The organism is Cytobacillus oceanisediminis, assembly GCF_004366035.1.
Classification (GTDB): domain Bacteria; phylum Bacillota; class Bacilli; order Bacillales; family Cytobacillaceae; genus Cytobacillus; species Cytobacillus oceanisediminis_C.
This window is the reverse complement of the sequence record NZ_SOEE01000018.1, coordinates 33,889-48,905: the sequence shown is the minus strand read 5'-3', so window position 1 is coordinate 48,905 and position 15,017 is coordinate 33,889. Positions and strand designations below refer to the sequence as shown.

Sequence of the window (15,017 nt, the reverse complement as noted above, 5' to 3'; positions counted from 1 at the left end):
ATCTTAAATTAAACCAGCTAATAGGAGTCAAGAACTTCTTATTAAAAATATCTAATCCACCGTGTTATACTTTTGAAAGCAAGCCAAATAACCCTCCAAATACTTTTTGGAAGGTTTTTCTTAAGTTGCTGTTTTCTGTGGATTAAGCAAAATCCAGGAACTGTTCATTCCTTTTTAACATTGCGTAAATCCAGTGTAAAAGCTTGTTTACACAAGCTATCATTGCTACTTTTGAAGGCTTTCCTTCATTTCGTTTCCGATCATAATACTCTTTTAGCTTCTTGTTCCTCGAGCTTCTTATACCGCATAAAACGGCCATATACAAAGCGTGCCGTAATCGGCTTGAACCTCGTTTAGTAATATGATTTATAGTAGCTGTGAACTTACCTGATGAATGGACACTTGGATCTATCCCTGCGTAAGCCACAAGTTTTTTAGGGTGATTAAACCGGTCAATTTCTCCGATTTCGGAAATGATCGTTGCCGCGATTTTTCCTCCTATTCCGGGAATTGACTGGATTATCTTACATTCTTCAATTTCTTCTGCCAGGACATCTATCTCTGCCTCTATACTGGATAGGTGTTCTTGGTACTGAAGAAGCATAGTGATATACATATCCAAACTGAACAACTGACTTTGATACACACCTTGTTGGAAAGGATTTCGCTTAGCCGAATCTATTAATTTAGCTGCCCTCTCCCTGGCCCAACCCGCAGACCGTTTTATACGCATTTCCACAATTCGCTCCAGTATCTTTGCTTCACCAATCCTCAGAACATCTTCAGAAGTAGGAAACTCCTTTAAAACCTGAAGAGAGACTCTTGAAAATAAATCTCCAAATACTCCCCTATATTCCGGAAATACCTGATCAAGAATTGTGTGGAATTGAAGTTTTGCCTGAATGTAAAGGTTCGTAACGGCTTCGTATTGCCTTGACAATGTTCTTAGGTTTAGCAGCCTTAAGCCTCTTTTCTTATAAGGCTCAAATTCTTCCTTGTAATACAGAATACAAAGTTGATATGCATCAAACGCATCCGTCTTTACCTTTCTTAGACTGGTTTTCTTAGCCTGATGAGAAATGATGGGATTTACCAAAATATATAGATATTGACTTTCCTCCAGACATTGAATAATCGGTGTATGGTAATGCCCTGTAGATTCAAGAATTACTGCTGGTCTAACACCAGTCTTTCTTTCTATCTCTTTCAAAAAAGAGATGAAAGTATCTAAATCCTCAGTGATATGTTTTATCTTGAAGCTCTTTCCAAATGGCTTGTCTTTATCTAGAAATGCCTGAGCTTCACTTTCCCCTTTGGCCACATCCAGGCCAACAACTGGATTCAATAATTATCTCTCCCTTTGTTGTACTCGCCAGTAACCCCTATACCTTCCTGTAGTTCCATAGCTTCGCTTGTTATACGAGATCATTTGTCCCAACCAGCCTCAAACATCATTCTACAAGTAGGGGGCGAACAGTTTAGTTGACGAGATCTAACTCCCACGCACCCGTACGTTCTACCCTGGCTACTGAAATAATAGGTCCTATAAAAAAAGAGCAACCAGTAAAAACTGGTTAACTCAATAATACGAATGCACCCGTTAGTGAAAGAAGAAAGTTAGTGGCTAAAGCCCTTTTTAATTATCTTCCACCACTAACATTTATTATTTCTCCGAGGATATAATTTGAAGCATCGGAAGAAAGGAAAGCAATTACCTCTGCTATTTCCATTGGTGTTGCCGCCCGTTTAATAGGTACAGATGAAGCCATACGCTCAAGACGATGATCGTTTGGAGCAAATTTCTCATGAAAAGGGGTTTCTACCATTCCTGGTGCCACTCCATTTACAATAATTCCATAATCGACAAGCTCTCTAGACATACCAATCGTCATTGTATTTACTGCTCCTTTAGTCGATGCGTAGTGAATACTTTCTCCTGCACCTCCAATACGAGCAGCCGCCGAAGATACATTGATAATTTTTCCGTTTTTCTTCGGAATCATATGTCTTAGTACGGCTTGCGAGCATAAAAGAACACTATTTACATTTAATCTAAACGTTTTTTCCCATAGTTCTTCACTAATATCCATAAATGTGCTTTGATAGATGCCGCCGCCAGCATTATTAACCAACACATTAATCGTGCCAAATGAAAAAAGGGCTTGCTCAACCATTGAGTTCACTTCTTCTTTTTTCATCACATCAGCTTGAATTGCAATAGCTTCTCCACCTTGTTCTTGAATACGTTGGACAGCCTTCATAGCACCCTTCTCGTTTGAATGAAAATTAATAATTACTTTTGCTCCTCTAGATGCCACTAACTCGGCTGTGGCAAGCCCAATCCCTGAACTTGCTCCTGTGATAAGTATCACCTTTCCCGATAAGTCCTGCATAGTTTTCCTCCTAACAAAATGGTCGTTATAGTAATTCTACAATTTATGTCGTTCAACCTTTTGAAAAAGAATTTATATATGAAAATGACGATTTTGTTGGGTTATTAGCTAGCTTAATCAAGTATTTGTTATTCAACTAACCTGCCCGTTAGTTAGGTAAGAAAAAAAGCCGCCTAAGATGGCAGCTAGTTCTTTAAGTAAGCATCCCTTTAATAACCTGTTCGAATTGTGCAATAAAAACCATTTTCCTTGGTTTACATAAAAATACCATTAAAGAGAATATTATCCTGAGTTCAAATACATAATATCCTTATACTCTATTTTTACTTAAAAGGAGTAACATATGAATATTCAAAAAATGATAAGGAGTGTAGTTATGGGAATATTAAGTGGTAACCCTCATGATGAGCCCATGCATTATGGTGAGGTAGTTTCGACTTGGACTCATCTTTTAACAAATAACGGCATGATTGCAGGATATCAGTCTTTTTTTAATCATACTGGTGATCAGGACTTAAAAAAACTCATTGAAGAAGCGATACAAGGTTTAAAAAACGAGAACAATCAATTGCAAGACTTATTAAAAGCAAATGGAATTGGATTACCACCTGCTCCCCCGGATCGCCCTAATGCAAATCTTGAAAGTATCCCGGTAGGAGCCAGATTTACTGATCCAGAAATTAGCGCATCAATTTCAAAAGATACAGCTGCTGGATTAGTGACATGTAGTCAAGTAATGGGGCAAAGTATTCGAGAAGATATTGCCATGATGTATGGCCAGTTTCATATGGCAAAGGCACAATTCGGAATAAAAATGTTAAAGCTTAACAAAGAAAAAGGATGGTTAATCCCCCCTCCTCTACACTACAATGAATCTAAGGATTGCTAATGTATAAAGCGCCTCTTGTTAGGCGCTTTTTTCCTTTTAAAGCCTATTTTTTTCACAGTATATGTCAAATACCACATATAAGATGAATTTTATCATTTTTTTGTTTCACTAACATGTCCCTTTTGTAGAATAAGAAAAAGCAAACTGATTCGGCAGCAGATCTTGAATATCAGCACCCTTATGTTGAATAACCGCCTTTTCCGGTAGTGCATCTTTTTATAAATGTACCTTTAGAATAATAATTTCCGTTTTTAAACAGACTATTTAAAAAGCTAAAGGGATGATAAAATGTTGCAGGTTTGGATTAGAGTTTCCTTGTTTTTAATTTCTTGGCTATCTGTTATTTTTCTTCCTAATAAGAAGGAATTGTTTGTTAAATACCTACCCGTTTGCCTATTTTCTTCTTTGACCGTAATGTGTGAAATTTTTTATTTTACCACGCATAAGTTATGGACAGTAAAAGGGGGGCAAAAAAATCAGACACATACAGCATTCTTACTTTTATTTGGACCCTACATAGTTTTGACAATATGGTTTTTTTATTTATCGAAAGGGAAATTTCTTTTATACGCTTTAATCAATTTAGTTGCAGATTTAATATATGCTTTCCCAATAATAGCCTTATTCAAAAAGCTTAATGTTTTTCAAATTAAGGTGAAATCCATTAATTTCTTTCTGCTAATCTTTGCAGATGCATTACTTAACTTTGGGTTTCAAAAGGTTATTGAAAAAATATCCCTAAAAAATAACAACTTTTCCAATAGCTAGGTAATTTCCCTAGCTATTTTTATTACTATTTTCCCCAACCATTCTTACTGCACATTTTATGTCTAATGTGATATTACAGCATAGACTCTTATTAAATAAGCCTGCCCCGTTTGTTGTATAAGAACAAATGCCGTCTGGTTCTGTAATCTATCTCCCTGAATGCTAGATGTCATTCATCATATCCTGAACATTAATAAATCTAGGTCATTTTATATCCCCTAATAAATAATGGTAGAAATTGAGTAAATTTAAAATTAAAAGTAAATCCTACAAACGTTTTGGATACCTTTGGCATAAGGATCTGCCGTTATCGTGTCATGCAGTTGTTTTGCTTCTTCTGTAGCATTCTTCAATAAATACCCATGCTTTACCGCTTTAAGCATTTCTACATCATTCCCACTATCTCCAAAGGCAAATGTATTCTCAACAGAGATCCTATACTGTTTCATTACAAAATAAACTACTGCCCGCTTACCTGTATTTTGTGGAATAAAATCTACGTCAAAGGCATTTATCGGATCTCCAGCTAGAGAGTTACAACGGTTAATATTGAAGTTTATTCCACTATTGCGTGCTAATTGTTTTATGGTATCAAGGTCGTACTTAACCCTCGCACTATCTTCTATAAAATAATAATAATTCATTTTAAAGGATTGCTGACCAAATTGTGTTTGTTTTTGTAACTGTATCCCATATATCAGTCTTAAATCATTAATAAAATCTTCAACTACTCTATGGCTGAATCCTGACCTTTTGATTCTTTTCCTCCATTCTTGATTTTGATAAAATTCTCCTTTTGGATTGATCTCCCATAACTCCGTTCCTAGGTTTGATGCAATAAAATGCGGAAGGTAGTTCATCCGGGCTGCTCTCATTTTATTATGAATATCAGCCAAACTACTGCCTGTTACCCAACCAATTCTGATATTTTTCTTATGAAGAATCCTTTCAAGATACTCCTCAAGCTCATATAAATCTTCTAACTGCCAACCTTTTAGCTCATGCGGATAGTATGTTTCATCAAAATCAAATAGCATTAAGTAGTCAGGATTTCCGTTAGAATGGTACACTTTAAATGTCACGTTTAATGCCCCCCTGTTCTATGTTATTTTTAGGGTACAGGCAGGGAACGTTCCCAGGTCAATCTTTTTAGAGGTAAAATAAATGGCTACTATTATAGATATAGCTCGACTTAGTGGCGTTTCTAAGTCCACGGTATCACGCGTTCTCAATAATCATCCTCATGTTTCAGAAGACAGCCGAACAAGAGTAATGGAAGCAATAGAAAAGTTGTCTTTTGTTCGAAATGCACGAGGCGTACACCTTAGAACACAATCAACAAAAACTATTGGTGTGACTATCCCGGTCCTTGATCACCCTTATTTTAGCCCGCTTGTTGGCATGATTGCAGCAAAATGCAGAAAAGTTGGATATAAGATAGTGATTTTCCAAACGTTTTATTCTATTGATGAGGAATATGAGATTTATGAGAAGTTAACTGAAAATGAGCTGGACGCGGTAATTATCACCCATACTTTATTAGGTGAGGAGGAGATTAAACAGAAAGCTAGAGATAAGATAGTGCTTATTTGCAACGAACCACTTCAAACAAAACATTTAGATGTCTTTTCACTTGATGAAAGGGATGCAGTCTATTCGTCTACCCAATACCTACTGAAAGAAGGACGCAACCAACTATTATTTTGTGCGGATGAAGAAAGAACGCCACTTCAGCGACAAAGATGGGAAGGGTTTAAACAAGCTCATCTTGATTTAAATAAAGCATGTACTATTCAGCAAAAAATAAGTGGGTACTCTATGATTGAAGAAGGTATACTCCTGGGTGATGAAATTTTTTCAGGTCATTGCAAACATGATGGAATTCTTGCAGGAAGTGACTTTTTAGCTGCAGGCTTACTTTCGTCTGCTAAAAAACATGGTGTTTCTGTTCCAAAAGAATGTTCCATTATTGGTTTTGATAACCACCCAATTTGCCTGACAACTTTCCCTGCACTTTCTAGCATTCAAAATCAGACTGAATTGATGGTCAACGATTTGGTTACCTGTTTACTAGACAGACTTGGGGGTAAAGAATTTCTCACTGCAAGAAAAGCCTATAAAGGGGAGCTGGTGATTAGGGGGACCTAAGAGAGGAATTGGATATTCCTTTCTTCCTAATATTAACTATTTTGATATCAATCTATGATTCAGGATTAAATCGCCTTTATCAAAATTCAGGGGGGCTTATCCGTTATGTCTCCTATTGGAAGATCATCTTTATATAAGCTGAAGTAAACAATTACTTGAGTCCTGTACAAGAGTAAATCCCCCTAAAAATGTTTATTTTTAAATTATTTATTTTATCAACCTTCTTCAACAAACCTGCCCCGTTTGTTCAATAAGAAAAATAGATGCCGAAGCAACTCATTGTTTAAAATGCACTTAATTCTCTGTGTCTAAGAAATTTGGTTTTTAAGTAGAGATGCAATTTGATCGTTGAAAGGGAAATTCCCCTGTCCCACTTCTTCCTTTAACCTTTCTAGTGCTTTTACTGCCTCCACCTTTAATTCTTTTTGATACCCATATTTAGTACTATTTAATTCAAATTCTTCCTCATCAACTACTGTCCATTGATTATTCTTCTCCTGAATAAAATATAAATCTAAATCAACAAAACGTATTTCTTTGTTATTAAATATGGTAGGTTTTGCTACATTGCAATAAGTAGAAACAACTTTTCCGTCTTCAACTTCCATTGCAGCTGTGAACCATTCTTTCAAGGGAAAATACTCTAATGAGGTGTTATCAATAGTAAAAATATTATTTTTGGTATGGTGAATTAACTTACGGCCTGGTTTGCATAGTACAAGTAAATAATCAGAGGTGTGATGAAACAATTCACCTTCCCATTCATAGTGAAGAATATTAGAGAATTTAAGAGCTTTAATTTTTACAACATTACTCAATTTAATCATCCTTAAAATCTGTATTTGCATCATTTTTTGTTTTTATTTCACCGATTTGAACATCTTTTGTTAAAGACAATTCCTCAACCCAATCTATATTAGTTTTGTAGATAACTCCTTCATACTGAAAAATATCAGCAGCAGAATCCAATGTTAAAACTTCCTCGGCATCAATACTATCAATTGTTACTGTGGTTGCTTCTCCTTCATTAGAACATCCACTAATAATAAATAATGCTAATGCAATCAGGACATAAAATAACTTTTCAACCAATGTAATTCCCCCTTTTTATATTAGTCGGGAATACTCTATCCTAAGTTTCTTCTTGCACTAACCTGCCCCTTTTGTTTAATAAGAAAAGGCCATCAAATTTGGCAGCCGTATCTTCAATTAATGCACCCTATAGTGTAAGTGCATTACTTCACAAAGTAGTTCTTTATTTCAGGAATGCTGCCCTTTTATTTTAAGAAGAATGATCACAACGATATTAACCAATTAGATTTATTTAAGGTTCTGTATCCAGAACTAAAGAAAATAATAGATATATTACTTACATTAAATATGGAGAAAATCATACTGCGAGAAATTACTGGAATAGTATGACAAATATAACCACTAAGAATATAATGGGTTTATATAAAAGGATGAAAGGAGGATGGCTATGATTTATATTGCTCTTCTTCGGGGGATTAATGTGGGTGGAAAAAACAAAATTGACATGAAGTTGCTTAAACAAACTTTAGAAAAAATTGGGATGAATGATGTAGTGACATACATCAACACAGGTAATATTATTTTTTCGTACAAAGTCATATCAAAAACTGAACTATCTCGTATTTTGGAAAAAGCGATACATAATGATTTCAAATTACAAATTAAAGTAGTAGTTCGTAGTGTCGATGATATCAGAGAAATCATAAACGCTATTCCTGCCACATGGAAAAATGATAAGAATATGACAAGTGATGTCATGTTTTTATGGGATGAAATTGATGATGAATCAGTCCTTGAGAATTTGGTTATTAAACCAAATATTGACTCGGTAAAATATGTACCAGGTGCGATCCTATGGTCGGTTGACAAGAAAAATATAACCAAAAGTGGAAAGTCAAAGCTCATTGGATCAAAGATATACAAACAAGTTACGATAAGAAATGTCAATACCTCTCGTAAGATATATGAACTGATGCAAGCTCAAAAAAGTTAGTTCTCCCGATAATAATTATATAATTTGATTTTCATTAATTTGTTTGGAGCTCAGGGAATTAAAGGGAAGAGTTGAAGATCTAAGAGGTCGGCCGCTCTTTTTCTTCCTAAAGCAATCTGCCCCTTTTGTTGAATAAAAAGGGCGGTTGTAATGGAAGCCGTACTTTAAGCAGTGCACCCATTAGTTGAAGATAACTTTTACTTTTTTAAGACAGCAACTACACTTTTTTTAGTTATAAGTTTATTTCTTATGGACCTTAAACACCATATTGGACTGGAAAGTACAATAGTTTATTGGAAACCAATCGTTAAATTATCTGACTACGGAGAAATAGCGTTATCCGTCGTCATTAACCAACATATGAAGGCACTTCTGGGACTCAAAATAGCTCGACTACTCGCTACGACCCTAATATCACCTCTTACTTGAATATCATACTCTCAAGGGTGATTAAAGTAATCCTCATAGGTTAATGAACTCCACTTCAAATCTTTTGGTATTTGGATTATATTCAAACAGTTTAATTCTCAAAAGGCTGTACAAATAGACCGTCGCCTTCAAGCCATTCTGCTATAAAAACATCTTTGTAGTCAGCAATATTTTGAGTATTTAATTGTGACTTTAACCAAAATTCATTAAATCCCAAATCAATAATTTCATCCCATAAAACCTTACCGTCTCTTATTAAAGTCACTGGAACTGAAACTACTTTTGAAGTCATATTAAAATCTTCCTGAGTTGTTTTTTGATACTTTGATTTTTTTAAAATACTAATCGAACCATTTGCCTCTAAATAACAAAAGGCAACCTCACGAAGTGAAAAGGTTTCACTCTGTCGAAGTAAACTTTGTAACTGGTTTATATTCATTCTATTTTTCCTTAATGCTTCTCGGTCTACAATTCCATTTTTAATTAGTGCAGAGGGTTTCCCTTCAAAAACCCCCCTGAATGCAAGGAATTTTTGACCTAGATATTCAACTGAAAAAAGTAATCCTCCCCAAATGGTCATCGAATAAACAATATAAACTACTCCTATTTTATGATCGTATAAAGCATTTCCTAATAGTTCTCCCAATACAATAGATGCGATAAAAGTAAAAGGAGATATTTGATTAATGATTTTTTTACCCAAAAACTTTACCATTATAAATAGAAAAAAAAAGCCAACTATTAATTCAATTGTTAAGTACGATAATTTCATTTTCTGTGAACCCCATTCATCTTTGACTTAAAATTATTTTCTCAACTATTGTTTTAATAATAGAACTCATCAATATTTTCGCCATATATTTGGAAAATATAAAAAATGACTGCATGACACGGAGGTGTAACGGGGGTTGAGAAGTTATTCGGGGAATTGGATGTACAGTCCCTCCCCTTCCATAAAATAAACAAAATGATTATTTAGATTTGCTGAGACATACAAAGATTTATTAAACTATCCTGCCCCTTTTTTCAACAATAAAATCCGCCTCAAAGCTACCTAGTACAGGAAATATATTATTACAATATTAACTTAGCTATAATCATGAAAAGTATTGCTATAAAAAAAAGCAAATGAAGAAAAATCCCAAATACCTTAACGGATTAGGTAATTCCTTTTAATCTATATCTGTGGGATACCTAAATAAAATCAATAATCTCTAGGGTGAAATGAAACTTGAAATACATTTCTCATTTTTCTCCAATTTGCTATACTATCCCTATCTTGCTAAAAGGTTGTGTCATATGGAATTAACAAAAAACCAGGAAAAGTTAAAAAAAAGATTGTCGTCGGTACAATTAATTGTTTCCTTTTATTTAATTGCGGTTATTATGTCAACAATCTTGTTAAGTTTACCAGTCGCACATAGACCCCATGTTGAACTGTCATTAGTTGATGCGTTATTTACAGCTGTCAGTGCGATTAGTGTAACAGGTTTGGGCGTAGTCTCGACAGCTGATACGTTCAGTGTACCAGGTTATTTTATTTTGGCTTTTATTCTCCAGTTTGGCGGCATTGGTATTATGACACTTGGAACGTTCATATGGATTCTCTTCGGAAAAAAAATAGGCTTAAAAGATCGGCAGCTCATTATGACAGATCAGAATCGTTCGACATTTTCCGGATTAGTCCAGTTAATGAGACAGATATTAATCATTATAATTATTATCGAACTTATTGGAGCCGTTATATTAGGAATTCACTTTCGAAACTATTTCCCTACATGGGAAGAAGCTTTTATACAAGGTTTCTTTGCATCAGTCAGTGCTACCACTAATGCAGGATTTGATATAACCGGCACTTCACTTGTTCCATTTGCACAGGATTATTTTGTTCAGTTTATCAATATGATTTTGCTTATCCTTGGTGCAATCGGCTTTCCTGTACTTATTGAGGTCAAGGAATTTTTAACACATAAAGGAGATATCCCTTACAAATTTACGTTGTTTACAAAACTGACAACACTTACTTTCTTTATCCTTATTGTTGTAGGTGCTGTTTTTATCTTTTTATTTGACAGAAACCATTTTTTTGCAGGTAAATCATGGCATGAATCTTTGTTTTATTCCTTATTCCAATCCATATCTACGAGAAATGGTGGATTAGCTACAATGGATGTAAGTGATTTTTCAGATCCGACTTTGCTTTTTATCAGCGGATTAATGTTTATTGGGGCATCGCCAAGCAGTGTTGGAGGTGGAATTCGTACAACCACTTTTGCAATTATGATGTTAAGCATTTACTTCTATGCCAAAGGAAAAGAATCAGTTAAAGTATTCGGCCGTGAATTGCATCCAAGTGATATTCATGGATCTTTTATTGTTATAACAACCGCTGCTTTTATTTGTTCTTTTTCAATTATTTTAATGACTATCTTTGAACCTTCATTCAGCATTATTGAAATTGTTTTTGAAGTTTCATCCGCTTTCGGGACAACAGGATTATCAATGGGCATAACATCTTCTCTTAGCACTCCAGGGAAATTTATTATCATGGCACTTATGTTTATTGGCAGAATTGGTATCTTTTCATTCCTATTTTTAATAAGAGGAAACACCGTTAAGGATAGATATAAATATCCAAAGGAAAAGGTGATTATAGGGTGATAAAACAAGATGGTTTGATTGTGATATTCAGTTGGATGTTTGCAGGGATGCTTTTGGCGAAAGTATCTTTATTTTTAACACTTGCTAACATCCATAGAGTATTATGGATTGAATACCATTCTTCTTTGACGATAATAACTATTACACTGTTATTTGGAATTTGCGGTTTTTTCTATGTCAAGGTTAAAAAAAATAAGAAAAGCTAATAAAGCTGCCGCTTTTAGGCAGTTTTTTTAATTTGGATATCATTTGGAATAATTATAAGCCTTATATTTTAGCAGCTGGGCTTTGAAGCATATGCACATGTTAGTTCAAGAATAAAATTTTTAAATACTCTGGAATTATCTGCTAATTTAAAGGAAGGAAGACATAAAAAAACAGGGGGCGGAGGAATTGAACTTTAGAATTTGTATTTTGCTAATAGGTTTTGAACCTGGTCTATTCTAAAGAAAAGGCAAATTAATGGATGATGAATTTATAAATAAATACGAAAAAAGCTCGGGGTCGAAAGTCTTGTATGATGTACGATGGAGAACCCTGGCTTTTAAGAATAACCTACAGTATTTTTAAAATAACGGATGGCATTGGTGATGGCGAGACCGAAGGCATAAACGGGGTAGATGTAAAATATAACGAAATTAAGACTAAGGGCACAAGTTGCTAGTAACCTTCTTTAATCTGAAGGAAGGCTCTTATGATTGAGTTTTCATTGAGAGAGGGATTAACCAAAGAAAAGGGATTCGAAATAGTCGAATTGTTAAATAAGAAAAGCCGCCTGGTTTAGGCAGCTCCTCTTGCATTCAACACTTATAGTGAACAAACTTTATCTATTTGTTGGATTAAAACTGTAATAAATTTAATAAATGGGTAAAAATACAATTTACTATTTATGAAACCAATTATTATACTAATAACTTTTTAAGATTTTTTTGAAACCCTGACTTTATATGATCATTCATTTCCAGGAATATGTTTCGGGAGATAGATTAAGGCCTTAAATAAATCTCCGTCAATTTGTATGTTGAATTTCCCTTTTTGTATTTCAATCAGGCTTTTCGCAATGGACAGTCCTAAGCCGCTGCCTTGGCTGGATCTCGATTCATCGCCTCTTTTAAAACGCTCCATTAATTCGTCTGCTGAGATATTTAACTCAGAAGCTGAGATGTTTTTGAAGGTAAGGAGGATTTCACTGCCCAATTCCTCAATAGATATATATACCCTTGAGCTTTTGAGGGCATATTTAAATATATTTGACAGCAGATTCTCGATGGACCTCCACAATAATTTCCCATCTGCTGTAATATATACTTTCTCCCGTGGATAACTCAGCTTAATATCTAAATCCAGTAATTCAACCTTGTCATTCACTTCCCCTAGCCCCTGGGTTATTAAAGACACGACATCTATTTTTTCAAAATGGACCGGTATATTTCCGCTGGACGCCTTTGTAGCTTCAAATAAATCTTCTGCCAGTATTTTTAGCCTTTTTGACTTTTGATCCAGTACTTCAATGTAATCTTTTGCCTTCGATGGGTCCTTTTCATCTTTCAATAAATCAACGTAAGTAATAATGGAAGTTAAGGGGTTTCGAATATCATGGGATACATTGGTAATTAGCTCCGTTTTTAACCGCTCACTTTTCAGTTCGTTATCTACCGCTTTTTTCAATCCATCCGTGATGCTGTTGATGTTGGCAGCAAGCCTGCTGAATTCTCCTTTTTCGCCTGCTTCAATACGGTGATGAAGATTCCCTTCCTTAATTCTCTCTACCCCGCTCTGTATTGAGTTAAAGGTCTTGATTTTCTTAAAGGCAAACCAGGCTGCCAGGCCAATCGTTACCGGAAACATGAAGAACGTTAAAGCAATTACTATCGGATAGCCGATGACAAGCAGTACCGTCTTTACGCCGGTGCTTCCGCTTTGATAGACATCTCCTATAAATTTAACCAGGTTGTGGATCAATGTAAAAATCAATGTATGTTTGAAAAGCGTTCTATTTTTGAAATGCTTTACGAGTGATAGAATCAGCACGAGTCCCAGAGCGGCGAAAGGAATCGTGATGGGTATGATCATTTTTTCTATATTCTCAAACACATCATCGACTAAAGCAACCCAAAATACTATAAGCATAGTACATAATACGATTTTGATGTCATTGTATAATTTATCTGCTGGATGCAAGTGAAGTTCTTGGTCCTTAAATGACTTTCTGCCTATTATGAGCACAAGGTAAAAAAACGAAAGAATAAATCCAGCCAGGAATACAAATACTTGATATGCGTTTTTTCCAGCAATGGCTTTGTTTTCTTGCCACTCTTCTGTTTTAAGATCCAGCAATTCTTCCGGAAAAGCAACATACACAACTGTGTTTCCTGTATCCAATTCATCCATTTGCTCAGTTATTAAATGCAAATGTTCATTTTCTTCCGTTTCTTTTGGATAAAATACTCGTTTGTATCCCTCGAACAGCATATAAGAAGGATAGTTTTCAAACTGTTCTTTTTCGGTCTTTGTACTGTTTTTAAACACATTTGTACCATCACTGGCAAAAAACATCAGATCTGAATCCTCAATATTCTGCAAGAGCAAATGAAATTCTCTTAAATCCTCCCTGATCAGCTGATCATTTTCCTGAGAGAGTGTGTCTGCGTACTCTTCTTTAAACTTTTTGAAATTTTCTTCTTCACTTAATTCAGGACTATAACTTCTGGATTGGTTCCGAAATTCTGAATATAAATTCTCTTCCACACTTCTCCATTCATCCTGGCTGATTGTTTTGCCGCTTAAAATATGCTCCTCATTCTTATATTCTCCTAATATTCTTGTGAGATCACCGATGAGAGCCTCATTTTCCAGCACATATGCCCTGCTCTCTAAATAATCGCCTTCAACCACGCTGCCAAATTCCCCATCATTTAAGATCTCTACTTCAACAAATGCTCGAAGGATTCCCGTAAAGCATAAGATGGCAATAATGAAAACAATTATTTTCGTAATGACAGAATGACTATATTTTTTCAACTTTATATCCAACTCCCCACACCACCTTTAAATATTTTGGCTCTTTCGGATTTATTTCTATTTTTTCTCTAATCTTTCTGATATGAACGGTTACTGTATTTTCAGGACTAAAGGATTTTTCATTCCATATCTTTTCATAGATCTCTTCGATGGAAAAAACTCTTCCGGCGTTTGCAGTCAGAAGCTTTAATATCTTATATTGTACGGGTGTGAGATGGACCTCCTTCCCATCAATCGTGACTGTTCTCCTTTCATCATCGATCATAAGTCCCCCAGTCTGATATACATTGCTTCTTGTTTCGAGACTTCCAAATGTCGTATATCGTCTCAGCTGTGATTTAACCCTTGCGATTAGCTCCAAGGGATTAAATGGCTTGGTGATGTAGTCATCTGCCCCTAAATTCAAGCCTAAAATTTTATCCGAATCCTCCGATTTGGCAGAAAGCATGATCAATGGGATATTATTTTCTTCCCTAATCTTCATGGTAGCTCTAATCCCATCCATCTTGGGCATCATAATGTCCATGATAATAAGATGAACCTCATGATCTCTGATTACTTCAATCGCTTCTTCTCCATTAAAAGATTTAAGTATTTTATAGCCTTCGTTTTCTAAATAAATGCCTATCGCATCTACAATGGCTTTATCATCATCACAAACCAATATGTTCATGAAAATTCA

At 35.0% G+C, this 15,017-nt stretch carries 14 protein-coding genes; 6 read left to right on the top strand and 8 right to left on the bottom strand.

What is annotated here, in order from left to right; translation table 11 throughout:
• Positions 1 to 142: 142 nt before the first annotated feature.
• Both DFO72_RS26800 and DFO72_RS26795 read right to left on the bottom strand, forming a co-directional pair.
• The gene (locus DFO72_RS26800) at positions 143 to 1,345 is read right to left on the bottom strand and encodes an IS110 family transposase (protein ID WP_113885464.1); all 1,203 of its coding nucleotides are present in this window, start codon (positions 1,343 to 1,345) and stop codon (positions 143 to 145) included.
• 295 nt (positions 1,346 to 1,640) lie between these two features.
• Positions 1,641 to 2,393, bottom strand: a complete 753-nt coding sequence (locus DFO72_RS26795; RefSeq protein WP_113885463.1) for an SDR family NAD(P)-dependent oxidoreductase — start codon at positions 2,391 to 2,393, stop codon at positions 1,641 to 1,643.
• 343 nt (positions 2,394 to 2,736) lie between these two features.
• Here DFO72_RS26795 and DFO72_RS26790 point away from each other — a divergent pair, with 343 nt between their 5' ends.
• Together DFO72_RS26790 and DFO72_RS26785 are read left to right on the top strand one after the other, a co-directional pair.
• The gene (locus DFO72_RS26790; protein WP_113885462.1) at positions 2,737 to 3,282 is read left to right on the top strand and encodes a DUF3231 family protein; all 546 of its coding nucleotides are present in this window, start codon (positions 2,737 to 2,739) and stop codon (positions 3,280 to 3,282) included.
• A gap of 288 nt (positions 3,283 to 3,570) precedes the next feature.
• Entirely contained in the window at positions 3,571 to 4,050 is a 480-nt protein-coding gene (locus DFO72_RS26785; RefSeq protein WP_113885461.1) for a hypothetical protein, read from the top strand.
• A 254-nt stretch (positions 4,051 to 4,304) separates the two neighbouring features.
• On the opposite strand, the gene DFO72_RS26780 is transcribed toward DFO72_RS26785, so the two are convergent.
• On the bottom strand, positions 4,305 to 5,132 hold the full coding sequence (locus DFO72_RS26780; RefSeq protein ID WP_113885460.1) for an HAD-IIB family hydrolase: 828 nt from the start codon (positions 5,130 to 5,132) through the stop codon (positions 4,305 to 4,307).
• An 82-nt stretch (positions 5,133 to 5,214) separates the two neighbouring features.
• Here DFO72_RS26780 and DFO72_RS26775 point away from each other — a divergent pair, with 82 nt between their 5' ends.
• Positions 5,215 to 6,198: a LacI family DNA-binding transcriptional regulator gene (locus DFO72_RS26775; protein WP_113885459.1), complete on the top strand. Its 984-nt coding sequence runs from the start codon at positions 5,215 to 5,217 to the stop codon at positions 6,196 to 6,198.
• 308 nt (positions 6,199 to 6,506) lie between these two features.
• Here the strand turns inward: DFO72_RS26775 and DFO72_RS26770 are convergent, their stop codons facing one another.
• Positions 6,507 to 7,016: a DUF402 domain-containing protein gene (locus DFO72_RS26770; RefSeq protein ID WP_243856286.1), complete on the bottom strand. Its 510-nt coding sequence runs from the start codon at positions 7,014 to 7,016 to the stop codon at positions 6,507 to 6,509.
• Between the two features lies 1 nt (position 7,017).
• Entirely contained in the window at positions 7,018 to 7,290 is a 273-nt protein-coding gene (locus DFO72_RS26765; RefSeq protein ID WP_243856285.1) for a hypothetical protein, read from the bottom strand.
• Between the two features lie 388 nt (positions 7,291 to 7,678).
• Here DFO72_RS26765 and DFO72_RS26760 point away from each other — a divergent pair, with 388 nt between their 5' ends.
• Complete coding sequence (locus DFO72_RS26760) at positions 7,679 to 8,224, top strand: DUF1697 domain-containing protein (protein WP_113885457.1); 546 nt, start codon at positions 7,679 to 7,681, stop codon at positions 8,222 to 8,224.
• 520 nt (positions 8,225 to 8,744) lie between these two features.
• Here DFO72_RS26760 and DFO72_RS26755 read toward each other — a convergent pair.
• Entirely contained in the window at positions 8,745 to 9,425 is a 681-nt protein-coding gene (locus tag DFO72_RS26755) for a DUF421 domain-containing protein (protein WP_113885455.1), read from the bottom strand.
• 527 nt (positions 9,426 to 9,952) lie between these two features.
• On the opposite strand from DFO72_RS26755, the gene DFO72_RS26750 reads away from it, so the two are divergent.
• Together DFO72_RS26750 and DFO72_RS26745 are read left to right on the top strand one after the other, a co-directional pair.
• Entirely contained in the window at positions 9,953 to 11,314 is a 1,362-nt protein-coding gene (locus tag DFO72_RS26750; RefSeq protein WP_113885454.1) for a TrkH family potassium uptake protein, read from the top strand.
• On the top strand, positions 11,311 to 11,520 hold the full coding sequence (locus DFO72_RS26745; RefSeq protein ID WP_113885453.1) for a hypothetical protein: 210 nt from the start codon (positions 11,311 to 11,313) through the stop codon (positions 11,518 to 11,520). Before DFO72_RS26750 ends, DFO72_RS26745 begins: the two co-directional genes overlap by 4 nt.
• A 745-nt stretch (positions 11,521 to 12,265) precedes the next feature.
• Here DFO72_RS26745 and DFO72_RS26740 read toward each other — a convergent pair.
• Both DFO72_RS26740 and DFO72_RS26735 read right to left on the bottom strand, forming a co-directional pair.
• Positions 12,266 to 14,347 (bottom strand): HAMP domain-containing sensor histidine kinase, encoded by a 2,082-nt coding sequence (locus DFO72_RS26740; protein ID WP_113885452.1) that lies wholly within the window; start codon positions 14,345 to 14,347, stop codon positions 12,266 to 12,268.
• Complete coding sequence (locus tag DFO72_RS26735; protein ID WP_113885451.1) at positions 14,322 to 15,008, bottom strand: response regulator transcription factor; 687 nt, start codon at positions 15,006 to 15,008, stop codon at positions 14,322 to 14,324. Before DFO72_RS26735 ends, DFO72_RS26740 begins: the two co-directional genes overlap by 26 nt.
• Positions 15,009 to 15,017 lie beyond the last annotated feature (9 nt).